24 protein-coding genes are annotated in these 22,932 nt (G+C 72.3%); 12 read left to right on the forward strand and 12 right to left on the reverse strand.

Annotated elements, in window-relative coordinates:
- Positions 1–7 precede the first annotated feature (7 nt).
- The 8 genes from deoC to E1295_RS14305 form a co-directional block, all read right to left on the reverse strand.
- Positions 8–931 (reverse strand): deoxyribose-phosphate aldolase, encoded by a 924-nt coding sequence (gene deoC / locus E1295_RS14270; protein ID WP_132630751.1) that lies wholly within the window; start codon positions 929–931, stop codon positions 8–10.
- Complete coding sequence (locus E1295_RS14275; protein ID WP_132630752.1) at positions 924–1,931, reverse strand: ABC transporter permease; 1,008 nt, start codon at positions 1,929–1,931, stop codon at positions 924–926. Before E1295_RS14275 ends, deoC begins: the two co-directional genes overlap by 8 nt.
- Complete coding sequence (locus E1295_RS14280; RefSeq protein WP_132630753.1) at positions 1,928–3,418, reverse strand: sugar ABC transporter ATP-binding protein; 1,491 nt, start codon at positions 3,416–3,418, stop codon at positions 1,928–1,930. Before E1295_RS14280 ends, E1295_RS14275 begins: the two co-directional genes overlap by 4 nt.
- Positions 3,415–4,404 (reverse strand): sugar-binding transcriptional regulator, encoded by a 990-nt coding sequence (locus E1295_RS14285; RefSeq protein WP_132630754.1) that lies wholly within the window; start codon positions 4,402–4,404, stop codon positions 3,415–3,417. The genes E1295_RS14280 and E1295_RS14285 overlap by 4 nt, the downstream gene beginning before the upstream one ends.
- The gene (locus tag E1295_RS14290; RefSeq protein WP_132630755.1) at positions 4,401–5,915 is read right to left on the reverse strand and encodes an FGGY-family carbohydrate kinase; all 1,515 of its coding nucleotides are present in this window, start codon (positions 5,913–5,915) and stop codon (positions 4,401–4,403) included. The genes E1295_RS14285 and E1295_RS14290 overlap by 4 nt, the downstream gene beginning before the upstream one ends.
- A 2-nt stretch (positions 5,916–5,917) precedes the next feature.
- Complete coding sequence (locus tag E1295_RS14295) at positions 5,918–6,964, reverse strand: galactitol-1-phosphate 5-dehydrogenase (protein WP_220448707.1); 1,047 nt, start codon at positions 6,962–6,964, stop codon at positions 5,918–5,920.
- 29 nt (positions 6,965–6,993) lie between these two features.
- Positions 6,994–7,968 carry a substrate-binding domain-containing protein gene (locus E1295_RS14300; protein ID WP_132630756.1) on the reverse strand — a complete coding sequence of 325 codons (975 nt, stop codon included), beginning with the start codon at positions 7,966–7,968 and terminating at the stop codon, positions 6,994–6,996.
- A 193-nt stretch (positions 7,969–8,161) separates the two neighbouring features.
- Complete coding sequence (locus tag E1295_RS14305) at positions 8,162–9,367, reverse strand: cytochrome P450 family protein (RefSeq protein WP_132630757.1); 1,206 nt, start codon at positions 9,365–9,367, stop codon at positions 8,162–8,164.
- A 90-nt stretch (positions 9,368–9,457) separates the two neighbouring features.
- On the opposite strand from E1295_RS14305, the gene E1295_RS14310 reads away from it, so the two are divergent.
- The gene (locus tag E1295_RS14310) at positions 9,458–10,075 is read left to right on the forward strand and encodes a TetR/AcrR family transcriptional regulator (RefSeq protein ID WP_132630758.1); all 618 of its coding nucleotides are present in this window, start codon (positions 9,458–9,460) and stop codon (positions 10,073–10,075) included.
- Between the two features lie 35 nt (positions 10,076–10,110).
- On the opposite strand, the gene E1295_RS14315 is transcribed toward E1295_RS14310, so the two are convergent.
- Positions 10,111–10,281 carry a helix-turn-helix domain-containing protein gene (locus E1295_RS14315; RefSeq protein ID WP_220448708.1) on the reverse strand — a complete coding sequence of 57 codons (171 nt, stop codon included), beginning with the start codon at positions 10,279–10,281 and terminating at the stop codon, positions 10,111–10,113.
- Between the two features lie 140 nt (positions 10,282–10,421).
- Here E1295_RS14315 and E1295_RS14320 point away from each other — a divergent pair, with 140 nt between their 5' ends.
- The 3 genes from E1295_RS14320 to E1295_RS14330 are packed head-to-tail and all read left to right on the forward strand — an operon-like array spanning position 10,422 to position 12,735.
- On the forward strand, positions 10,422–11,099 hold the full coding sequence (locus E1295_RS14320; protein ID WP_132630759.1) for a glycosyltransferase family 2 protein: 678 nt from the start codon (positions 10,422–10,424) through the stop codon (positions 11,097–11,099).
- Entirely contained in the window at positions 11,096–11,734 is a 639-nt protein-coding gene (locus E1295_RS14325) for a TIGR04282 family arsenosugar biosynthesis glycosyltransferase (RefSeq protein WP_220448709.1), read from the forward strand. Before E1295_RS14320 ends, E1295_RS14325 begins: the two co-directional genes overlap by 4 nt.
- Positions 11,731–12,735 (forward strand): NAD-dependent epimerase/dehydratase family protein, encoded by a 1,005-nt coding sequence (locus E1295_RS14330; RefSeq protein ID WP_246080037.1) that lies wholly within the window; start codon positions 11,731–11,733, stop codon positions 12,733–12,735. Before E1295_RS14325 ends, E1295_RS14330 begins: the two co-directional genes overlap by 4 nt.
- 99 nt (positions 12,736–12,834) lie before the next feature.
- Here the strand turns inward: E1295_RS14330 and E1295_RS14335 are convergent, their stop codons facing one another.
- Complete coding sequence (locus tag E1295_RS14335) at positions 12,835–13,563, reverse strand: class I SAM-dependent methyltransferase (RefSeq protein ID WP_246080038.1); 729 nt, start codon at positions 13,561–13,563, stop codon at positions 12,835–12,837.
- Positions 13,564–13,693: 130 nt separating this feature from the next.
- Between E1295_RS14335 and E1295_RS14340 the strand changes: the two genes are divergently transcribed.
- The gene (locus E1295_RS14340) at positions 13,694–14,593 is read left to right on the forward strand and encodes a class I SAM-dependent methyltransferase (protein ID WP_132630760.1); all 900 of its coding nucleotides are present in this window, start codon (positions 13,694–13,696) and stop codon (positions 14,591–14,593) included.
- Between the two features lie 12 nt (positions 14,594–14,605).
- On the opposite strand, the gene E1295_RS14345 is transcribed toward E1295_RS14340, so the two are convergent.
- Together E1295_RS14345 and E1295_RS49640 are read right to left on the reverse strand one after the other, a co-directional pair.
- Positions 14,606–15,709, reverse strand: coding sequence for a Gfo/Idh/MocA family protein (locus E1295_RS14345; RefSeq protein WP_181957990.1), 1,104 nt, complete (start codon positions 15,707–15,709; stop codon positions 14,606–14,608).
- Entirely contained in the window at positions 15,694–16,401 is a 708-nt protein-coding gene (locus tag E1295_RS49640; RefSeq protein ID WP_132630762.1) for a ThuA domain-containing protein, read from the reverse strand. Before E1295_RS49640 ends, E1295_RS14345 begins: the two co-directional genes overlap by 16 nt.
- Before the next feature lie 114 nt (positions 16,402–16,515).
- Here E1295_RS49640 and E1295_RS14355 point away from each other — a divergent pair, with 114 nt between their 5' ends.
- The 7 genes from E1295_RS14355 (at position 16,516) to E1295_RS14385 (ending at position 22,931) form a co-directional block, all read left to right on the forward strand.
- On the forward strand, positions 16,516–16,986 hold the full coding sequence (locus E1295_RS14355) for a PPOX class F420-dependent oxidoreductase (RefSeq protein ID WP_132630763.1): 471 nt from the start codon (positions 16,516–16,518) through the stop codon (positions 16,984–16,986).
- A 193-nt stretch (positions 16,987–17,179) separates the two neighbouring features.
- Positions 17,180–18,142: a DUF6772 family protein gene (locus E1295_RS14360; protein WP_342775867.1), complete on the forward strand. Its 963-nt coding sequence runs from the start codon at positions 17,180–17,182 to the stop codon at positions 18,140–18,142.
- Between the two features lie 8 nt (positions 18,143–18,150).
- On the forward strand, positions 18,151–18,489 hold the full coding sequence (locus E1295_RS14365) for a hypothetical protein (protein WP_132630764.1): 339 nt from the start codon (positions 18,151–18,153) through the stop codon (positions 18,487–18,489).
- Positions 18,490–18,501: 12 nt separating this feature from the next.
- A complete protein-coding gene (locus E1295_RS14370; RefSeq protein WP_132630765.1) occupies positions 18,502–20,049 on the forward strand; it encodes an ABC transporter substrate-binding protein in 1,548 nt (515 codons plus the stop codon).
- Between the two features lie 34 nt (positions 20,050–20,083).
- Positions 20,084–21,139: a LacI family DNA-binding transcriptional regulator gene (locus E1295_RS14375; protein ID WP_132630766.1), complete on the forward strand. Its 1,056-nt coding sequence runs from the start codon at positions 20,084–20,086 to the stop codon at positions 21,137–21,139.
- Positions 21,136–22,062 (forward strand): ABC transporter permease, encoded by a 927-nt coding sequence (locus E1295_RS14380; protein WP_132630767.1) that lies wholly within the window; start codon positions 21,136–21,138, stop codon positions 22,060–22,062. The genes E1295_RS14375 and E1295_RS14380 overlap by 4 nt, the downstream gene beginning before the upstream one ends.
- Complete coding sequence (locus E1295_RS14385; RefSeq protein WP_132630768.1) at positions 22,062–22,931, forward strand: ABC transporter permease; 870 nt, start codon at positions 22,062–22,064, stop codon at positions 22,929–22,931. The genes E1295_RS14380 and E1295_RS14385 overlap by 1 nt, the downstream gene beginning before the upstream one ends.
- Position 22,932: the final 1 nt, after the last annotated feature.

A 22,932-nucleotide genomic window follows, 5' to 3' on the forward strand; every position in this document is an offset into this window, starting at 1 on the left:
GTTCCCCTCAGTCGAGCGTGTAGTAGTCGGGCCCCGCGTAGTGCCCGGTGTCGAGCTTGGTGCGCTGCATGAGCAGGTCGTTCAGCAGCGTCGAGGCGCCGAGCCGGAACAGCGCCGGGTCCAGCCAGCTCTCGCCGGCCACCTCCTTGACCAGCACCAGGTAGCGGATCGCGTCCTTGGTGGTGCGGATGCCGCCGGCCGGCTTCACCCCGGCCCGACGCCCGCCGGCGGCGTGGTAGTCCCTGACCGCCTCCAGCATGACGAGGGTGACGGGCAGGGTGGCGGCGGGCGCGACCTTGCCGGTGGAGGTCTTGATGAAGTCGGCCCCGGCGTGCAGCGCGAGCCAGGACGCCCGCCGTACGTTGTCGTAGGTGACGAGCTCGCCGGTCTCCAGGATGACCTTCAGGTGCGCGGGGCCGCAGCACTCCTTGACGGCGGCGATCTCGTCGAAGACCTTGCGGTAGTCGCCGGCGAGGAACGCGCCCCTGTCGATCACCATGTCGATCTCGGTGGCTCCGGCGGCGACCGCCGTACGGGTGTCGGCCAGCTTCACCTCCAGCGACGTGCGCCCGGAGGGGAAGCCGGTGGCGACCGAGGCGAGCCCCACCCCGCTGCCCGCCAGGACGGGCGCGGCCACGGGGATCAGGTCGGGATAGAGGCAGACGGCGGCGACCGCGGGCGCGGTGGGGTCGGCCGGGTCGGGCCGCATGGCCTTGGCCGCCAGGGCGCGGACCTTGCCCGGGGTGTCCGCCCCTTCGAGGGTGGTCAGGTCGACCATGCGGATGGCCAGGTCGATCGCCTGGCGTTTGGCCGTGGTCTTGATGGACCGGGTGGACAGGTCGGCGGCGCGGCGGCGTACGCCCACCTCGTCGACGCCGGGCAGCCCGTGCAGGTAGGCCCGCAGCGAGCCGGAGGGAAGGGTGTCAGGCACGGGCGCCCCGCCTTTCGATGAGCATGTTGAGGACGAGCGCGACCAGCAGGATCAGGCCGGTCACCACCATCTGGAAGAAGGAGCCCAGGCCGAGCAGGTTGCACAGGTTGCGCAGCACCGACAGCAGTAGCACCGCCACGAAGGTGCCGAACACCCCGCCCCGGCCGCCGAACAGGTTGGTGCCGCCGAGCACGACGGCCGCGATGGCGTCCAGCTCCAGCCCGTTGAACGCGGTCGGCTGGCCCACGGTCAGCCGCGAGGTCAGCAGCACGCCCGCCAGCGCCGCGAGCGCTCCGGACACCGCGAACACCGTGGTGATGACGCCGCGCACCGGCAGTCCCGACAGCCGCGCGGCCTCCTTGTTGCTGCCGACCGCGTAGACGTACTCGCCGAAGGTGGTGCCGCGCAGCACCACGGCGGCGAGAATCGTGATCACCACGAAGATGATCCCGACGATCGGGACGTAACCGACGAACCCGCCGCCGAGCAGCTGGAACGACTCCGCCGCCGTCGCCTCCGCGGGCTTGCCGTCGGTCAGCAGGTACGTGAGCCCGCGGATCGCGGTGAGCCCGGCCAGCGTGGTCATGAAGGCCGGCAACGCCAGGTACGCCGACAGGCCGCCCATGATCGCGCCGAACACGGCCCCGGCCAGGACGCTGAGCAGGATCGCCGGCAGCACGGGCACGCCCGAGGTCATGAGGATGGCGACCGTCATCCCGCCGAAGGCGGCCACACTGCCGACCGACAGGTCGATGCCCGCGGTCAGCACCACCATGGTCATGCCGATGGCGACGATCCCGGTCAGCGACGACTGTTGCAGCAGGTTGGCGATGTTGCGGCCGGTGAGGAACTGCGGGGCCAGCAGCGTCGCGACGACGCACAACGCGAGGAAGACCAGCAGCAGGTTGGACTTGACGATCAGGTCGGCGCCGCGCCGCGGCCGGGCGCCGCCGGCCTGCTCGGCGGACGCGGCCACCGAGGATCCGATCGAGGTGGTCATGGTGTCGCTCCTGTGATGACGGCGTGCGCGATGGCGCTCTCCGGGCTGACCCTCGGGTCGAAACGGGCGATGTTGCGGCCCTCGTACAGGACCTGGATGTGGTCGGCGTTGGCGGTCAGCTCGTTGAGCTCGCTGCTGGCGAGCAGGACCGCCACGCCCTGGCCGGCGAGGTCGCGCACCTGGCGGTAGAGGTCGGCCTTGGCGCCGACGTCGAGCCCGCGGGTGGGCTCGTCGAGCAGCAGGACCTTGATCCCGCCCCTGGTGATCCACTTGGCCAGCACGACCTTCTGCTGGTTGCCGCCGGACAGCTGGCCGACGAGCTGGTTCTGCCCGGCGGCCTTGACGCCGAGCCCGGCCAGCGCGGGCGCGGCCAGGCGCCGTCCGAGCCGTCCAGGCAGCAGCCACGGGGGCCGGTCGAGTGCCGCGATCGCCGCGTTGCGGCCCACGGAGAGGCCGAGCATCAGGCCCTGTTCCTTGCGGCTCTCGGGCACCAGCGCGAGTCCGGCGCGCACGGCCGCGGCGGGGCTGCCGGCCCGGAACGGGCGGCCGTCCAGCCGGGCGGTGACGTGCGCCTTGAGGTCGCCGAAGAGCGCCCGCAGCAGCGTGGTACGTCCCGCGCCGCCCAGCCCGGCCAGCCCGACGACCTCGCCCGGCCGCACCTCGATGTCGCGCACGTCGATCAGCCCGGGGACGTGCACCCGCTCGACGGCGAGCAGCGGCTCCCCCTCGGGCGCGGGGTGATCGGCGGGGCGCACGAGTTCCCTGGCCTCGCCGATCATCGCGGCCACGATCTCGTCCGGCGTGGTCGAGGTCACGTCGTAGACGCCGGCCGTGCGGCCGTCGCGCAGCACGGTGGCGCGGTCGCCGATCGCCTTGACCTCGTCGAGACGGTGCGAGATGAAGATGACCGAGCGCCCTTCCTCCGTGAGCGACCGGATGACGCCGAACACCGCCTCCAGCTCGCTCTCGCCGAGCGTGGCGGACGGCTCGTCCATGACGATCACCCGCGCGTCGGCGGTGAGCGCCTTGGCGATGGCGGTGAGCTGCTGCGCCGCGATGGGCAGGTCCCTGACGCGGGTGGTCACGGGGAAGCGTGCGCCGACCCGGTCGAGCGCCTGGCGGGCCAGGCTCGCGCGCCGCGCCCCGCGGACGAACGGGCCGAGCCGGGGCGAGCGGCCCAGCAGCAGGTTCTGCGCCACGGTCAGGTCGGGCAGCAGGTCGAGCTCCTGGTAGATGACGGCGATGCCGGCGGCCAGCCCGGCGTGCGGCGTGGAAGGGCTGAACGGCTCGCCGTCCAGCAGGATCGTCCCCTCGTCCGGCCGGTAGGAGCCGGCCAGGATCTTCATCAGCGTGCTCTTGCCCGCGCCGTTCTCGCCCAGCAGGCAGTGCACCTCGCCGGCGCGTACGGTCAGCTCCACGCCGTCCAGGGCGACTGTGCCGGGGAACCGCTTGACGATCCCCGACATCCGCAGCCGCTCGTCCGTCATGCCCCCTCCTTCCACGTGTCCAGCAGGTACGTCGCGCTCTGGTCGTCGGTGATCAGCACGTCGCAGAGGCGGCTGGCCACGACGGCCCGGCACACCGCGTGCTTGGCCTCGCCGCTGACCAGCGCGACCGAGGCGGTGGACGCGCGCAGGACGTCCAGCGACAGGCCGAGGGTGCGGCCGTCCAGGCCGGGGTCCACGATGCGGCCGTCGCGGTCGATGAAGCGGCCCAGCACGTCGCCCACCGCGCCGGCCTCGGCGAGCCTCGACAGGTGGGCGGCGTCGATCTGGCCGGAGTCGACCAGCACGGAGTCGCTGCCCATGCCTCCGGGGCTGAACAGGAACAGGTCGGCCCTGGTGGCGAGGGCGAGCACGTCGGAGACGGCCCGGTCGCTCTCCAGCACGGCCCTCGTGCTCTGCTGCTCCAGGATGGCCGGGGCGGGCAGCAGCGTGGCGGTGCCGCCGCCGTGGTGGGCGATCAGGCTCGCCATGCTGTGCGCGCTGGTCGGCTGCCGTGAGCGGCTGAGCGCGCCGTTGATCTGCACGACGTTGACGCCGGTGGCCCATCCGGGTTCGAGCCCGCCGGCCAGCCGGTCGAGGGTGCGGCCCCAGGAGACGCCGATCAGGCGGGGTGCGGGCCGCATCGCCATCAGGTGGTCGGCCCCCGCCGCCGCGACCCGGTCGCGCAGGTGCTCGGCGCCGTTGTGAGCGCCGTTGTGGCCGCCGTTCGGGTCGCCACCGGCCACCACGACCGCGTCGCGCAACCCGCAGCGGTCCTTGAGCGACTGTTCCAGGGCGCGCACCCGGGACCTCGGGTGCAGCACCTCGATCCGGACGATCCCGGCCTGGCGGGCCTCGGCCAGCATCCTGCCCACCTTCCAGCGGGTCAGGTGCAGGGCGTTGGCGATCTGCTCCTGGGTCTCCCCGCCCTCGTAGTAGCGGATGGCGACCTCGTAGAGCTGGTCGTCGTAGTCGGCAGGGACGGTCATGGGTCCTGCCTCCGTTCCGGCGCGTTGAGGCGGTGCGCGAGCGGCGTGGTGGCCTCGGTGGCGGCCCGGTAGTCGGCGTAGCCCTGCCGGTAGGCGTCCCGGTGGGCGGGGATCGGCTCGATGGTGCGGGTGCGCGGGGCGTACTCCGCCGCCGCCTCGGCGAGCGAGGCGTGCCGCCCCGCGCCCACCGAGGCGATCACCGAGCAGGCGCGCAACGTCAGGTTGTCGCCCGCGACCAGGCTGACCGGCCGGCCGAGCACGTCGGCGGTGGTCTGGAGCCACAGCTCGTTGTGCCGGATGCCGCCGGACAGGAAGATCTCGTCCACGGCGACCCCGCCCTCGGTGAACGAGTCGATGACCTGTCTCGTGCCGTACGCGACGCCTTCCACGGCGGCCCGGTAGACCTGCTCGGGCGTACTGGCCAGCGTCAGCCCGAGCACCGCCCCGCGCAGCAGCGGATCGCGCAGGGGCGTGCGGTTGCCCATGAAATAGTCGAGCACGATCAGGCCGTGGTCGACCGGCGGCAGCGCCGAGGCGGCCTTGATGAGCCGGCCGATCTCCGCCCGCGGCCGTCCCATGAGCCGCTCCCCCGCCCAGGCCAGCACCGAGCCCGCGCTCACCTGGCCGCCCTCGACGAGCCAGCGCCCGGTGCGCAGCGCGTCCGGGTACGGCCCCCACACGGTGGGCGGGAAGACCGGCTCGGCGATCTCTGTGACGAACGCGTTGGACGTGCCGCACACGATCGACACCCGGCCTTCGGGAGCGCCGCCGACGGCCAGCAACGACAGGTGCGCGTCGATGCCGCCGGACGCGACGACGGCGGGGCCGGTGATGCCCAGTTCCTCGCGGGCGGCGGCGCCGACGGGGGCGATCGGGTCGCCGACGGGGACGATCTCGCCGGGCAGCTTGTCCGCCAGGTCGCCGACGCCGAGCTGCTCGTACAGGTCGTGCGGGAATCCCGCGCCGCGCGGGTCGTAGTTGCTCTTGCAGACGGCGTTCATCCGCGATCCCGCCCACCGCCCGGTGAGCCGCCACACCATGTAGTCGACCGCCTCGGTGATGCGGGCGGCCCCGCGGTAGGTCGCGGGTTCGTGGCGGGCCAGCCACATGGCCTTGGGCACCAGCCATTCCACCGCGTCCGAGCCGCCGGAGTAGCGCAGCACCGGGTGGCCGCTGCGCGCGGTCAGCGCCGACTCCTCGCCGGCCCGGCCGTCCATCCAGAGCAGGGCGGGCCGCAGGGGGCGCCCGTTCTCGTCGAGCACGGCCACGGTCGAGGCCGTGGTGGCCACCGCCACCCCGGCGATCTCCGGGTTGCCCGCCTCGGCGAGCGCCGCCCGCGCGGCGTGCACGCTCGCCCGCCACCAGTGCTCCGGGTCCTGCTCGGCCCAGCCGGGCCGCGGGAAGCTGGTCGGGTAGGCGTCGTCGCCCGTCCCGGCCTGCCTGCCGTCCTCCGTGTAGACCGCCGCGCGAGCGCCCTCCGTGCCGAGGTCGAGGGCGAGGAAAGCGGACATCGTCACTCCTCGTTCGGCAGGAAGAGCACCTTGGAGCTGAAGATGGAACGTTCCCCGAGCCCGGCCATGGTCTCGGGCAGCGCGTCCAGGCCCAGCTCGTGCGTGATCATGAACTTCCAGGCCAGCCCGCCGGAGGCGAGCATCCTGGCCGACTCCCGCCACTCCTCGCCGGGGAACGGCGCCGAGAAGGAGTTCCATGCGCCGTGCAGGGTGACCTCGCGGCGCAGGAAGGAGCTGAACGTGGCCTTGGGCAGCACCACCGGCTCGTGCGGGATGCCGATGAACACCGCCTCGCCGTGCCTGGCCGTCAGCGCCACGGCCTGGTCGATGGTGGCGGGCACGCCAGCGGACTCGACGACCACGTCGTACCCCTCGCCGACCAGGTCGGCGGCGGCCTCGGCGCTGGTCGCGGTGTGCGTGGCGCCCGCCTCCGCCGCCATGGCGGCCTTCTGCTCGTTCAGTTCGATCACGAGCACCTCGGCGGCGCCGGCGATGCGCGCCCACTGCACGGCGAACAGCCCGATGGGGCCGGCGCCGACGACCGCGACGCGGTGACCGCCGCGCATCTTCGTGCGCCACAGGGCGTGCAGGGCGATCGCCGCCGGGTCCAGCATGGCCGCCGCCCTCGGGTCGAGGTCGGCGGGCAGCACCATGAGATTCTCGTCGGGGACGGTGACGTACTGGGCGTATGCGCCGTCCCTGCGGCTGCCGAAGTAGCCGTAGTTCTGGCACAGGCTGAAGTGGCCCTGGCTGCAGGGCGCGCAGGCCTGGCACGGGATGAGCGGGGGCACGGTCACGAGGTCGCCCTCGCGTACGCGGCCCGTCGCCGCCAGGCGCTCGCCCATCCGGACCACGTGCCCGGAGAACTCGTGACCGCAGATGATCGGGAAGTGGTACGCCCCCGCGGACAACATGCGCGGGATGTCCGATCCGCACACTCCGCAGGCGGCGACGCGGACGAGCGCCTCGCCGGGGCCCGGCTCGGGGACGGGCACCTGCTCCACCCGGATGTCGCCGGGCGCGTGGAGCACTGCGGCCTTCATGGTCATGTTTCCGCCTTCCTGGAAGTCGCCGGTGGTCACTGCTCGCGCGCCTGGGCGAACTCACCGGACCCGGTGTACTGGGCCGCGTTGTCCTGGTCGATCAGCTCGGTGCCCGCGTCGATGGAGGGCTCGACCTTCTCGCCCTCGCCGACCTTGAGCACGGTCTCCACGGCCTTCGAGCCGAGCGAGATGGGGTCGTTGAGCGCCGTGGCGACGTACTGGCCGCCGCCGGCGATCTCCTTGACCGCCTCCATGAGCCCGTCCACGCCGGCGACGAGGACCTTGTCCTTGCCGCTCTCGTTGAGCACCTTCAGCGCGCCGAGCGCCATGTCGTCGTTGTGCGCGTAGACGGCGGCCACGCCGGGGTTGACCTGGAGCAGGTCCTGCATCGCCGTGACGGCCTTGGACCGTACGTAGTCCGAGTACGGCCCCTCCACGATCTTGATCTTCGGGTTGGCCTTGACGGCCTCGTGGAAGCCCGCGCTGCGGTCGCGCGCCACGGCGCCGCCGGCGTCTCCCCTGATCTCGATGACGGTGCCGCCCTTGGCGCCGAGCTGCTCGCTGAGCCGCTTGCCGACGAGCTCGCCCATGGCCTTGTTGTCGCGCCCGACGTGCGAGACCGCGCCCTCGGGCACCGGCCGGTCCACGGTCACCACGGACACCCCCGCCGCCTTGGCCGCGGCGAGACCGGGCTGCACGCCCTGCGGGTCGACCGGGTTGATCAGCAGGACGTCGACCTGGCGGGTGATGAGGTCCTGGACGTCGTTGTTCTGCTTGGTGACGTCCCCGCCCGCGTCGGCGAAGTAGAGCGTGGCGCCGGCCTTCTTGGCGGCCGCCTCGGCTCCCTCGCGCAGTTGCACGTAGAACGGGGACTGCTGGGTCGCCTGGCTGAAGCCGATGACGAGCGGGCCGTCGCCGGCCTCCTGGCCGGCGTCGGCGGTGGACCCGCCGGGGGTGGTCGACACCGAGCACGCGGCCAGGGCGACGGCGGAAAGAAGGAGGACTGGCATTTTGAGCAGCCGGAATCCACGCATAGGGACCTCCGTATGTGACGTAGGTAACGCACGCTAAGTCGCCCGTTCACCTCACGGCAACACATGAGCCGAAATTTGCTCATATGAGCACGCGCTACCCACCACAGGACAAACTGCCTGCACAAAGGCCCCTCTGACCACCGCCCTTCCCGCAAGGGCGGTGGGCCGGTCAGCGTTCGAGCACCACCGGCAGCGCCTCCAGCCCGCGAACGATCACCAGCGGGCTCTGGTGACGCGACCGGAGCTGCTCGACCGGGCACGCCAGCCGGATCCCGGGGAAGCGCCCGAGCAGGGACGCGAAGGCCACCACGCCTTCCAGCCTGGCCAGCGGCGCGCCGAGACAGAAGTGCAGGCCGTGCCCGAACGCCAGGTGCGGGTTGTCCCGCCTGGCCACGTCGAGCTCGTCCGGGCGGTCGAAGCGCAGGGGGTCACGGTCGGCCCCGGCCAAGGAGACCAGCACCAGGCTTCCCGCGGGGATGGTGACGCCGCCCATCTCGACGTCCTCCAGGGTGAAGCGGAACGTGGCGTTCTCGACCGGGCCGTCGTGGCGCAGCAGCTCCTCCACGGCCAAAGGCAGCAGCCCGGGGTCGGCGATGAGCGCGTCGAGCTGGTCCCGGTTGCGGAGCAGGGCGAGTGTGCCGTTGCCGATCAGGTTGACCGTGGTCTCGTGCCCGGCGATGAGCAGCAGCATGAGCGTGCCGCGCAGTTCGTCCTCGCCGAGCTCGCCCCGTTCGTCCGCGGCCACGATCAGCGCGCTGAGCAGGTCAGGCTGGTCCTCGTGCGGCACCTCGCGGTCGACTCCGGCCCTGCACCGCTCGATCAGGCCGGACAGGTAGACCTGCAGCGCCGCCATGCCCTCCTCGCGCCGCCGCCTCTCCTCGGGCGTCGAGACGACGAGCGTCATGGCGCGGGTCCAGGCGCGGAACCTGTCGCGATCCTCGACAGGGACGCCGAGCATCTCGCAGATCACGGTGATCGGGAGCCGGAAGGCGAACTCGTCGATGAGGTCGACCTCCTTCCCCGTGGGCAGCGCGTCGAGCAGGTCGTCGGTGATCTGCTGGATGCGCGGGCGCAGCGCCTCCACGCGTCTCGGCGTGAACGCCCTGCCGACAACCCGGCGCAGGCGGGTGTGGTCGGGCGGGTCGCTCGAGAGCATGTTGACGCCGACGGGCCCCGCCGCCTCGGTGACGAGCCCCGAGTCGCGCAGGAAGCCAGGGGCGTTCTTGGGGTGCTTGGACAGCCGCTGGTCGTGCAGCGCCGCGCGGGCCTCCTCGTACCGGGTGATCAGGTACGCCTCGCCGCCCAGCGGCGTGGCGACCCGGTGCACGGGGCCGGCCTCGTGAAGGGTCGCGTAACGGGAATGCCCCTCCTCCATGCCACTCTCCTCGCTTCATAGAAACGGTATCGTATCTATATGACGCTACGACGCGGCGATTAGATACGCAAGCGTCGCTATAGTGGAAGGGTGACCGACCGGGAAAGCCCGCCCCGCGCCAGGCGTCGTGGCCGCGAGGCCATGCGCCAGGCCATCCGGCAGGCGATGCTCGACGAGATGGTGGAGCACGGCTACGGCGACGTCTCCATCGAGGGGGTGGCCCTGAGGGCCGGCGCGGCCAAGACCTCGGTCTACCGCTACTGGCCCACCAAGGAAGACCTCGCCATCGACGCGCTGGAGCACGTCCTGCCCTCGCCGGAAGGGCATGAGAGCGCCGGTGACATCCGCGAGGACTTCCGTGCCGCGGCCCGCATGATGGCCCGCTCCCTGGCCGGCGGGGCCGGCGACGTCCTGATGAGCCTGGTCGCCGAGCGGCGGCGGCACCCCGCGGTCGCCGAGGCCGTCATGGAAAGGCTCGTCCGCCCCCGCCAGCGGGCCATGCTGGAACTGCTGCGCCAGGCCGCCGCCCGGGGGGAGATCACCGAGGGGTCGGCCTCCACCATCCCGGTGCTGGTCGGGAGCGGCCTGCTGCTGCAGCACTTCATGCACCACGGCACGGCGCCCGACGACGAGCAGATCGACGAGTACATCGACCAGGCCGTCATGCCCCTGCTGGCCAGGCCGGAGCCGTACGCCCTGCGGACCTGACGGCGGGACCCGTCACGAGCGCGCGGAGCCGCGGATCAGCCGGCCCGCCGGGGGCCGCGAGCCAGGGCGGCCGCCTCTCCCCTGGTGGTCACGCCGAGCTTGCCGAGGACGTTGGCCACGTGGAACTTGACGGTGTTCTCGCCGATGCTCAGCCGCTCGGCGATCACGGTCCGGGGCACGCCCGCCGCCGCCACCCGGCCCGCCACCCGGCCCGTCGCTCGGGCCGCCTCCGTGGACGCCGCGGGCGTGGCCGAGTTCTTCTGATGGCTCTGAGCTGGTCATTTCTCGGAAAGGAGGGACCCGGCACAAGGGTGCGAACCGGGGCATCGCCCGTAGCGTCGGTGGCATGAGAATCGACGTGGTGCTGCCGTGCCTGAACGAGGCGGCGGCCCTCCCGTGGGTGCTCGGGCGGATGCCGCACGGTTTCCGTGCGATCGTGGTCGACAACGGCTCGGCCGACGGGTCCGCGAAGATCGCCGCCGAACTCGGCGCGACGGTGGTGAGCGAGCCGCGGACCGGGTTCGGCGCCGCCTGCCATGCCGGCCTCACCGCCGCGACCTCGGACGTCGTGTGCTTCATGGACGCCGACGCGTCCCTGGATCCTGAGCAGTTGCCCCGGGTGAGCGGGCCCGTCATGGCCGGTGAGGCCGATCTCGTGCTGGGCCGCCGGGTACGCGCGCCGGGCGCGTCCTGGCCGGCGCACGCCAGGCTCGGCAACGCCGTGCTGGCCAGGCGGTTGCGGCGGCGTACCGGTTCCCGGCTGCGCGACCTCGGGCCGATGCGGGCCTCCCGGCGGGTCGCGCTGCTCCGGTTGGGGATCGTCGACCGGCGCTTCGGCTACCCGCTGGAGATGGTCCTGCGCGCCGCGACGGCACGCTGGCGCATCGCCGAGGTCGACGTCGACTACCTGCCCCGCAACGGCCGCTCGAAGGTGACCGGTACGGTACGCGGCACCCTGCGGGCCGTCCACGACATGCGGCGGGTCATGGCCCGCCAGGACGGGACCCAGGACGTGAGCACGTGAACCGGACCCAGATCGTGGTGATCGCCAAGGAGCCCGTGCCGGGGAAGGTCAAGACCCGGCTGGTCCCGCCGCTCACCCCGGACGAGGCGGCCGCCGTGGCCGGCGCCGCGCTGGAGGACACGCTGCGTACGGTCGCCGGGGTGCCGGTCGTCCGCCGGGTGCTGGTCCTCGACGGCGCCCCCGGCACGTGGCTGCCCGCCGGGTTCACCGTGCTGCCGCAGCGGGGCCGCGGCCTGGACGAGCGGCTGGCGGCGGCCTTCGAGGACGCGCACCGGCTGCTGCCCGTGCCCGTCGTGCTGATCGGCATGGACACCCCGCAGGTCACCCCCGACCTGCTGGCCGACGCCGTGGCGCTGCTCGACGGGCGCGACGCGGTGTTCGGTCCCGCGAACGACGGCGGTTTCTGGCTGCTCGGACTGCGCGAGCCCGACCCCGCGCTGCTGCTCGGGGTGCCCATGTCGGAACCGGACACCGGAGAGGTCCAGCGGCGGCGGATGGAGGAGGCGGGGCTGAGCGTCGCGTCGTTGCCGTGCCTGACCGACGTGGACACCATGGCGGACGCGATCGAGGTGGCGGCGCTGGCCCCGCGCTCCCGCTACGCCGCCGCGCTCGCCGGCACCGGGACGCGGCTGTGACCGGCGCGCGCGCAGGCACGGTGCTGGTGACGGGCGCCGCCGGGTTCATCGGCGGCCACGTGGTGGCGGCGCTGGAGGCGTCCGGCCATCACGTCGTACCGCTCGACCTGCGCTCCGGCGGCGACGTACGCGACGCTGCGCTGCTCGACCGGCTGCTGGCGGGCGCGGACGCGGTCGTGCACCAGGCGGCCAAGGTCGGCCTCGGCGTGAACGTGGCCGACCTGCCCGGCTACGCCTCCGTCAACGTGTACGGCACGGCGGTGCTGCTGGCCGCGATGGCCGCCCGCGACGTCAGGCGGCTGGTGCTGGCCTCCTCCATGGTGGTCTACGGCGAGGGCGCCTACGACTGCGCGCGGCACGGCCGGGTGCGGCCCGGCCCGCGCCGCGCCGACGACCTCGCGCGGGGCTCGTTCGAGCCGTCCTGCCCCCGTTGCGGCGACGACGTACGCTACGCCGCCATCGGCGAGGACGCCCCCGTCGATCCGCGCAACGCCTACGCCACCACGAAGCTCGCCCAGGAACACCTCGCCGCCAACTGGGCGCGCGAGACCGGCGGCACCGCGGTCGCCCTGCGCTACCACAACGTGTACGGCCCCGGAATGCCCAGGGACACCCCCTACTCGGGGGTCGCGGCGATCTTCCGGTCCGCGCTGGAGGCCGGGCGTGCGCCCCGGGTGTTCGAGGACGGCGGGCAGACCCGCGACTTCGTCCACGTCCGCGACGTCGCCGACGCCAACGTCGCCGCGCTCGCCGGTGGCCGGACGGGGTGCCTGACGGCGTACAACGTCGCCAGCGGCGAGCCGCACACCGTCGGCGAGATGGCCAGGGAGCTGGCCGCGCAGCGCGGCGGACCCGAGCCGGTCACCACCGGGGAGTACCGGCTGGGCGACGTGCGCCACATCGTGGCCGCACCCCACCGGGCCGCCGCCGAGCTGGGCTTCCGGGCGCGGACCGGCTTCGCGGAGGGCATGAAGGAGTTCGCCGGCGCGCCACTCGCCTGACCTCCTGCCCCGCCTGGAGGCGCGCGACCATGGGGCCGGTCACGCTGCCGGTCACGGTGTCGATCATGGGGCCGGTCACCCTCCCGATCACGGGGCCGGTCACGGAGCCGGGCCGGTGCAGGTGGCGAACCAGCGGCCGGCGGCGGTCCACAGCTCGACAGTGGGGAAACCGCAGCGTACGGCGAGCAGGCCGATGTCGTCGGCGCAGACGGTCGCCCAGGGGAACCAGTCGCCGGTGCGGCCGCCGTGGCGCAGGCGTACGCGGTCCGCCGTGCTCCCCGAGCCCGGAGGCCGGACCTCGGCGAACACGGCTCCACCCGGCCTGACCAGCTGCCGCACGCGCAGCAGCAGCGCCACGGGGTCGCCGCCGATCCCGATGTTGCCGTCGGTCAGCAGCGCCTCGGCCCACAGCCCGGTGCCGGGAAGCGGTTCGAACACGCACCGGAGCAGGGCCAGGCCGCCCGCGCGCCGGGTCAGCTCGACCGCCAGAGGGGTGATGTCGATGCCCAGGGCGAAGACGCCTCTGCGGGCGAGCGCCGCGGTCAGCCGGCCCGCTCCCGAGCCGACGTCCAGGGTGGGTCCGCCGCACCGGTCCAGCACGTCCTCGTCGCCGTCGATGGGCCGCAGCCAGCGTTCGGCGGCGAGCGGGCGTACGCGTCCGTCGGCGTACTCGACCTCGACGTACCGCCCTCGCAGGTTGTGCTCGTAGAAGGCGCCGATCATGGCGCCACGGCTCCCGGGGCGGTGCGCGTACCCGGTCGCGCGGCCCCGTGGCGTGGTGCCGCGGCCGCGTCGCGCGCGCGGCCGGGCGGCGTAGCCGGCACTCATCCCCCCGAATCCCCTGTCGGATGCTGGTGTCCTTACCGGATATACCGTCTGTTATTCCTCGTCACACTGCGCATTCGCGCTCGGGAAAAGCATTGGCCCGCGCGTACGTCCCGTCGTTACCGTGTCGCCGGTGACGTACGAGAACCCCCTGGCCTACGTGCTGGGCCTCGAAGGCATGGCCTTGATGCGCTCGTTCACCGGAGAGCACGACCGCGCGTTCGCCGAGGCGCGCATCGCCGAGATCCGGCGGCTGCTGGACGATCCCGAGCTGGCCGGCGCGGGCGTCGAGGTCGCCCGCGTCGACACCGTGGAGGGCTACCGCATCTGGTCGCGGACGTACGACGACCCCAACTCGGCGTTCTCCTACGACGAGCCGATCATCGAGGAGATCGTCGGCGCGTTGCCGGTGGGCCTCGCCCTGGACGCCGCGTGCGGCACGGGCAGGCTGGCCGCGGCCCTGGCCGGGCGCGGTCACAAGGTCGTCGGGGTCGACAGCTCGCCCGACATGCTGGCCAGGGCCCGCGAGCGGGTGCCTGAGGGCGACTTCCGTCCCGGCCCGCTCGACCGGTTGCCGGTCGACGACGCCACCGTCGACCTGATCGTCTGTGGCCTGGCGCTGACCCATGTGCCTTCGCTGGATCCGGTGCTGGCGGAGTTCGCCAGGGTGCTGCGCCCGGGCGGGCACGTGGTGATCTCCGACATCCACCCCGAGGGGGTGGCCCGCGGCATCATCCCGTCGTTGCGGTTGCCGGACGGCCGGCCCGCCCGCGTGGCCACCTACCACCACCGGATCGGCGACTACGTGCGCGCCGCGCTGGGGGCCGGGCTGGTGGTGCGCCGTTGCGAGGAGCCCAGGGAGCCGGGCGCCGAGGTCGCCGAGCCGCAGGATCCGCCGCGCGAGCCCGGGTCCCTCGGGCCCTGGGATCTGTGGCCGTGGGTGCTGGTCGACCATGCGCCCGAGGCGGCGCGGGCGGCCATCGCCGGCGTGCCCGCCATCGTCGTCTGGCAGTTCCAGCGCCCAGCGGCCTGATCCCCGGCGGGTTCACCGATCGAGCTCGCCTGCGAGGGGACGCAGGGGCACGGGAAGAGGGCGTTCGCAGGTGCTGGCGAGGGTCACCGCCGTGCCGGAACGTGCCGCGTCGAGGAGCGACTCCATGACGTCGAGCACGTGGAAGGCCAGCGAGCCGCCCGCGCGCGGTTCCGCGCCGGAGCCGGCCGAGGCGAGGTCCGCCAGGCCCACGCCGCGCCCGGCCTCGACGTAGCCGGCCGACACCGGCAGTTCGCGCCAGCCCTCCTCCCCCAGCACCGACGCCAGGACGGCGCCGTCGAAGTGGTTGGGGTCGGGTACGACGAGCGAGCCCTTCTCCCCGTGCACCTCGATGTTGGGCGACCTGGTCGCGACCCCGTCGAAGCTCATGACGAGCGTGGACAGCGCCCCCGACTCGTGCACGAGTACCCCGGTGACGTGGGTGTCGACCTTGACCGGGACCTCCTCACCCTGGCGGGGGCCTGAGCCGATCGTGCGCTTCGCCCGCGTGCGCCCCGAGGCGCCGACGACCCTGGTCACGGGCCCGAGCAGCGTCACCAGGCAGGTGACGTAGTAGGGGCCCATGTCGAGCAGCGGGCCGCCGCCGGGGGCGTAGTAGAAGTCGGGGTTGGGGTGCCAGCGTTCGTGGCCCGGCGTCAGCATCGTCGCGGTGGCCGCCACCGGCCGGCCGATCAGGCCGTGGTCGATCGCCATGCGGGCGGTCTGGGTGCCCGTGCCCAGCACCGTGTCGGGCGCGCAGCCCACGCGCACCCCGGCCTCGCCGGCCGCGCGCAGCACGCGGGCGGCGTCGGCCACGTTCGCGGCGAGGGGCTTCTCGCAGTAGACGTCCTTGCCTGCGGCGATGGCCTGCAACGCGATCTCGGCGTGGGCGGCCGGGACGGTCAGGTTGAGCACGACGTCGATGCGCGGGTCGGCCATCAGCTCGGCCACGCCGAGCACGTCTGTGCCGGGGTAGGGCCGCACCGCCTCCCCCGCCCTGTCGGGGTCGAGGTCGGCCACGGCGACCAGGCGCACCTGCGGCAGCCGTTCGATGGTGCGGAAATACTGGGCGGAGATGGCGCCGCAGCCGACGACGCCCACGTTCACCGGCTCGCCCACACCATGCCCCTTTCGATGACGGTGCGCACGCTGTCGTGCTGGAGCACGTCGACGCTGTGCCCGGGGGTCGCGACGAAGATCCGTCCCTTGCCCCAGCGCCGGGTCCAGATGGCCGGCGAGGTCACCTCGCGGTGCCACGGGTCCCATGCGCGCACCCGCTGCGTGGTCGTGGCCAGCACGTCGATGTAGTCGTCCGTCAGCACCCAGTACTGCTCGGTGAGGAGGTCGAAGTCGGAGATGCCCTCGGTGATGGGGTGGCCGGCCGCCTCGGGCGCCATGTTGACGGTGTACGGGACGAAGTAGTGCTCCTGCGTGCCCGCGTCCGGCGCGTCCGGCTCCTTGCCCGGGTGGCAGGCGAACTGGCCGCCGATGAGGTGCAGGTAGTCGGAGGAGTTGCGGAAGGAGTCGGCGATGCCGCCGTGCCAGCCCGCCATCCCGGTGCCCGCGCGGATCGCGGCCTCAAGCCCCTGCAGCTCGGCGCGCTCGATCGTGCCCATGGTGTAGCACTGCACGATGAGGTCGACGCCGGCCATGAACGCGGCGTCCGCGTACGGAGCGGGGGACTCCGCCCTGACCACCTCGAATCCCTGCTTCTCCAGGTAGGGCACGAAGAGTTCCGTGGCCTCGACGGGGGCGTGCCCCTCCCAGCCTCCCCGTACGACAAGGGCTTTCCTGCTGTTCTCGCCTGTCATGTCATCACCTGTCGCTCTATGGTCAACGACTCTGATGGTCGCATCCCGGCTCGCGTTCGAGGAGGGCGGGCCGGTGAAAGGATCGGGTCCTCACCTGAGCGAAAGGCACAACAGATGGCTCCGAACATCGCGACCGCACGCCGTGTCGAGCTCCCCGAGCTGCTCGGCTTCCTCCGTCCCCGGCATCGCGGCCTGCTGTCCACCACCCGCGCCGACGGGCGGCCGCAGCTCTCGCCGGTCGCCTGCGGCGTGGACGAGGGCGGCAGGATCGTCGTCTCCACCTATCCCGACCGCGCCAAGGCGCACAACGCCCGACGTGACGAGCGGGCGTCGATGTGCGTGCTGTCCGACGACTGGAACGGCCCCTACGTGCAGGTGGACGGCCGCGCCGAGGTGCTCGACATGCCGCAGGCCCTGGAGGCGCTGGTGGAGTACTACCGGTGCATCGCCGGCGAGCACCCCGACTGGGACGAGTACAGAGCGGCCATGCGACGCCAGGACAAGTCGCTGATCCGCCTGCACATCGAGCGATGGGGTCCCATCGCGACGGGCGGGTTCCCCGCCCGCCTGGCGTCCGGCGACTGAGGTCATCGGGCGGGCGGTGTCCCCGGGGCGCCGCCCGCCCGGCAGAACCCCGGCCGTCCGTCGGGTATGTCCGCGTAGGTCCCTTGACATCCGCAATCGCGCAAGTTAGCGTCCTCGAAACCTGGGATTAACGTTCACGTGAACGTTCATCCTCCCTCAGGTAATTGTCGACGAGAAGGACGCCCCCTTGACCGTGGACGCCACCCATCCTGCGGCCGACGACCTCCGGCGCGCGCTGATCGCGGCCGACCCCAAACTGTCGAAGTTCAACCCGCTCCCCCGCATACTCGCCTTCGACGAGTTCAATACAGGAACGCACGGCTGGTGCGAACTCATCGGAAACCACGACGGCCACGGAAATCTCGACACGGTCGACGTTCACATGCGCGACTTCCGCCCGCCGCAGCTCAGCTCGTGCGATTTCTTCGACATCGGCACGCACGCCGCGATGAGCGGGAACTACGCGCTCAAGGTCGCCACCCGGCCGGTGACCGGCCACACCGCGGTGGCGATCCGCCGGCTGACCATGGCCAGGCGCGGGGTGGTGCAGTTCGAGACGTACTTCACGTACAAGAGCGAGGCGGCGACCGCGGAGTCCTCGCTCGGCAACACCTTCGGCGACATCGAGTGGGACGGCAACCTGCACCCGTCGGAGGCCCAGTTCGGGGCGTTCACCGTGGCCACGGACCTGTGCGACGGCGAGGGCATCCGCTATCACTGCGTCGCCCGCTACCAGAACACCGACCTCGACCACAACTTCACCAGGCGCTGGATGTATCCCGTGGTGCCCGAGCCGACGCCCAGGGAGAACCTGCACAACCAGGAGAACCTCTCCCCCACGGAGGACTTCACCGCGCCGAACCCCGAGGACTGGCGCCCGCTCGACGAGGAGCCGCAGTTCCTCTGCTACAACGAGGTCCCGACCAAGGTCAACTGGCACTATCTGCGCTGGCAGTTCGACACCAGGACGCGCACGAACATCGAGTTGCAGGTCAATGACCGGATCATGGACATGCGCCAGGTGCCGGTCCCCGCCTATCCCGACAAGTACGACGGCCTCGAGAACCTGCTCAATTTCTATGTGAGCGTGCGCACCCATTCTCCGGTACGCAACTTCCTTTTCCTTGATTCCGCACTGATTTCCGTGGATTGGTGAACACCGGCATGAGGCACGCTCTTACCGCCGTTCTTGAGCGCAACACCACTTTCACCGCAGATTTCGTGACCGAGCCGTACGAAGCCGGGTGGGCCGGGGAGGCGCGCTGGTTCGTCCGCACGCTGGCGCTGGAGGGCGACGACCCCTCGCTGCGGCTGACCGCCCAGATCTCCCCCGACGGCCTGCACTGGTGCGACGACGACGGGAGCACCGAGCAGATCGCCACGGAGCCCGGGATGGTGTCCATGCCGGTGCGCGAGTTCGGCCACTGGCTGCGCCTGCGGGCCACGCTGACCGGCGGCGACCCGAAGGCCAAGGTCCTGATCTATCTGGCGCTCAAGAGCTGAGAGGAGCTCGACATGACGGCAACGGAGGGGGTGGGCAGGCGGCGGTTCCTGTCCCTCCTGGGAGCCGGCGCCGCCGGCGCCTCCCTCCCCGCCCTCGTCACCGGGTGCGCGCCCGGCGGTAAGGGGACGGGACCGGCCGCAGGAGGGAACCGGCCGCTCAGCGCCGCGTTCTACCAGGCGATCAACGACCTCGACCCGCACGGCCCGAGCGCCGTGGACGAGGCGTCGCTGCTCGCCAACCGGCAGATCTACGACACGCTCGTCGCCTGGGACGGCGAGAAGGCGACGCCGAGCCTGGCCACGTCGTGGCGTCAGCCCGACGAGACGACGTGGGAGTTCACCCTGCGCGACGGCGTCGTCTTCCACGACGGCGGCAAGCTCACCTCCGCCGACGTCAAGGCGTCGCTGGAGCGGCTGGCCGCCTCCGACGGCCCGCAGAAGCCGCTGTGGTCCACGGTGGACACGATCAAGGCCCCCGACGCGCGGACCATCACGATCACCACGAAGGAGCCCGTGGGCACCCTGCTGGTGAACCTGACCCTCGCCTTCATCCTGCCCGCCGCCGGACTCGGCAAGGGCGACCTGTCGCGCAAGGCCGTCGGCAGCGGCCCCTTCGCCGTCGAGTCGTTCACGCCGTCGTCGGAACTGCTGCTCAAGCCCGCTCCCGGCTACTGGGGCGGGGCGCCCAAGCTGACCGGCCTGCGCCTGCCGTACATCCCGGAGTCCTCCACGCGCATGACCTCGCTGCAGAACGGCGAGGTGGACGTCACCTGGATCATCCCGCCCGACGAGCTCGAACGGCTGCGCGGCGTCGACGGCGTGAAGATCGAGAGCAAGCCGGGCGTGAACTACTTCCTCACCTGGTTCAACTGCGGCAAGAAACCCTTCTCCGACCCGCGCGTGCGCCGCGCGCTGCTGCACGCGCTCGACATCAAGACCATCGTCTCCAGCCTGTACGGCGACGCCGCCGCCGTCATGGACGCCCCGATCCCGCCGGCCGTCTTCGGCCACGCCCCGCAGCAGCCCTACGAGTACGATCCCGAGCTGGCCAAACGAGAACTGGCCGAGGCCGGGCACGGCTCGGGGATCCGCACCTCGATGATGTGGTTCAAGGACACCGGCCCCCTGGCCACCGAGCTGGCCCAGTCGATCATCTCGGCCTGGGGCAAGGTCGGCGTGGTCGTCGAGCCGCAGCAGATCGAGAAGGCGGCCTGGCTCAAGCGGCTCACGGCCCTCGACTGGGACATCGAGCTCCAGGTCAACACCGTGACCACCGGCGACGCCGACTACACGCTCGGCCGGCTCTACACCAGCGAGGCCAACAGGATGGGCTACGCCAACAAGGAGCTCGACGGCATCCTCGCCAAGGCCAAGACCACCTCCGACCAGGAGGAGCGCAAGTCGCTGTACGGCCGGGCATGCGAGATCATCTGGCGTGACGCGGTCGGCGTCTTCCCCGCGGCGCTGGCCGCCACCTACGGGCTGCGCTCCACGGTTGCGGGCTTCGTCCCCGCGGCCAACAGCCAGCCCGAGTTCCGCACGGTGTCGGCCACCGGGTGATCCGTGCGAGACCAGATCCAGCCCGGGAGCACCATTGCGTGAGGCACGGCGTACGACACTGAAGGACATCGCCGAGAGCCTCGGCGTCTCCGTGAACACCGTCTCCAGGGCGCTGGCCGACAAGGACAGCGTCGGCCTTGAGACGCGCAAGCGGGTGAAGGCCGAGGCCGAGCGGCTGGGCTACGTGCCCAACTCCACGGCCAGGTCGCTGGTGCTCGGCTCCGCGAGCACCCTCGGCATGGTGATCACCAACCCGTCCAACCCGTTCTACGCCCAGCTCATCAGCGGGATGGAGCAGCACTGCCGGCGGCACGGCTACTCTTTGCTGCTGATGGCGACGGAGGAGAGCCTGGCCAACGAGCGGCGCGCGGCCGAGGAGCTGCTGCGCCGCGGCGTGGACGGGGTGCTCGTGGTGGCGGTGCAGGAGGGCGCCGAGCACTGGCGGCGGTTCCGGGCCGCCGGGGTGCCGCTGATCCTCATCAACCGCGACGTGCCCGAGCTGAACGCCGACCTGGTGGGCGTCGACCACGTCAAAGGCGGCTACGAGGCGGCCAGGCACGCCGTCGCCCAGGGCGCCAGGGAGATCTACTTCCTGGAGGAGGACCTGGGCGTCTCGGCGATCGCCGACCGCGTCGAGGGCTACCGGCGGGCCATGGCCGACAGCGGCCTGCCCGTCGAGCCCGGCACCATGATCAAGGTGCCGACCCGGCGGCTGGAGCAGAGCGCGATGCCGTGGGACCCGAGCGAGGCCTACCGGCTGGCCCGGGAGGTCGTGCGCACGGCGCGGCGGCCGATGGCGTTCGTGGCGGGCAACGACTATTTCGCGCTCGGCGTCTACCGGGTCGCCGACGAGGCGGGGCTCCGGATCCCCGACGACGTCCTGGTCGTCGGCTACGGCGGGCACCCGTTCGCCCCCTACGTGATCCCCTCGCTCACCACCGTGGAGCTGCCCGCCGCGGACATCGCCGTGTCGGCCGTGGAGCGCATGCTGCGCCGGCTCGGCAGGCAGGACCCCGCGGGCGCGCCGGAGCAGGTCCTCTTCCCGCCCCGGCTGGTCGTGCGGGCGTCGAGCGGAGGGGGCGGCACATGACCGCCTACCTCGGACGACGGCTCGCCCAGGCGCTGCTCCAGATCTGGGGCGCCATCACGATCGTCTTCGTCGCCCTGCGCGTGCTGCCCGGCGACCCGGCCGAGCTGATCCTCGGCAGCCAGGCCACCCCGGAGGCGCTGGAGGAGCTGCGCGGCTCGCTCGGGCTCGACCAGCCCCTGCTCGTGCAGTACGCCGCCCACATGGGAGACGTCGTCGCCCTCGACTTCGGCCACTCCTGGCGGCAGAACGTCAGCGCCCTCGACGCCTGCCTGGAACGCCTCGGCCCGACCCTGTCCCTGTCGGCGTGGGCGATGGTGATCACCATCGTGCTGGGCTTCGCGGCCGGTTCGTTCGCCGCCCGCCGCGCGAACACCTGGGCCGACCACCTCGTCTCGGTGTCCTCGCTGGTCGGCCAGGCACTGCCGCCGTTCTGGATCGGCATCATGCTCTCGCTCATCTTCGCGCGCTGGCTGCAGGTCCTGCCCAGCACGGCCGACGGCACCCTCGGCAGCCTGCTGCTGCCCGCGTTCACGCTGGCGCTGCCGTTCGTGGGGTGGCTGGGCCGGCTCGTACGCACCGGGATCCTCGAGGAGATGAACCAGGACTACGTCCGCACGGCCCACGCCAAGGGCATGAGCCACCGGGTGGTGTTCTACATCCACGTGCTGCGCAACACCCTGGTCCCGGTGGTGACCATGCTGGGCCTGCTCATGGGGTACTTCATCGCGAACGGCGTCATCGTCGAGGTGATCTTCGCCTGGCCGGGGATCGGGTCGCTGCTCATCGACTCGATCACGTTCCGCGACTACGCCGTGGTCCAGGCCGTCCTGACCGTGATCACGGTCTGCTACATCCTGCTCAACCTGCTGGTCGACGTGCTCTACGTGTACCTCGACCCCAGGATCCAGTTGGAGAACGCCTGATGACTGTGAACGTGCGAGGCGCGACGCTCGCCGGCCGGCTGGCCGGGCTGCCCCTGCGCGCGCACCTGGCGCTCGGGACCGTGCTGCTGTTCGTGCTGGCCGGGCTGCTCGGGCCGCTGCTGGCGCCGTACGACGCCGCGCGCACCAGCCCGGTCGACCGGCTGCTGCCTCCGGGCACCCGGCTGTCCGACGGCGCGACGGCCTGGCTCGGCACCGACCAGGTGGGGCAGGACCTCCTGGCCGAGGTGCTGGCCGGAATGCGCACCTCGCTGACGGTGGCGCTGGTGACCGTGGTCGTCGGCGGGTCGGTCGGGCTGCTGCTCGGCCTGCTCGCGGGCTATTTCGGCGGCTGGGCCGACGGCATCATCTCCAGGGTCGGCGACATCCAGCTCGCCTTCCCCAGCCTGCTGCTGGCCATCCTGCTGGCCGGCGTCCTCGGGCCGAGCATGGTGAACGTGATCATCGCGCTGGCGGTCACCCGGTGGGTGATCTTCGCCAGGGTGGTGCGCGGCTCGGCGCTGGCCGTGCGCGACCGGGAGTTCGTGGACTCGGCGCGGGTGATGGGCGCCTCCCACGCGCGCATCCTCGCCGGCTACATCCTGCCGTCGTGCCTGCCGCCGCTGATGGTCGCCGCCACCGTGCAGGTCGGCCTGACCATGGTCGCCGAGGCGTCGCTGAGCTTCCTCGGCCTCGGCGTGCCGGCCTCGCAGGCGTCGTGGGGCTCGACGATCGCCGAGGGCCGCGACTACCTCGCCTCGGCCTGGTGGATCGCCGCCGTGCCCGGCGCCGCGCTGGCGCTCGTCGTGGTCAGCATCGGCGTCCTCGGTGACCTGCTGCGCGACGCCTCCGACCCGATGACGGAGCTGTGAC

The sequence above is a fragment of the Nonomuraea mesophila genome, from assembly GCF_004352805.1.
GTDB lineage: Bacteria > Actinomycetota > Actinomycetes > Streptosporangiales > Streptosporangiaceae > Nonomuraea > Nonomuraea longispora.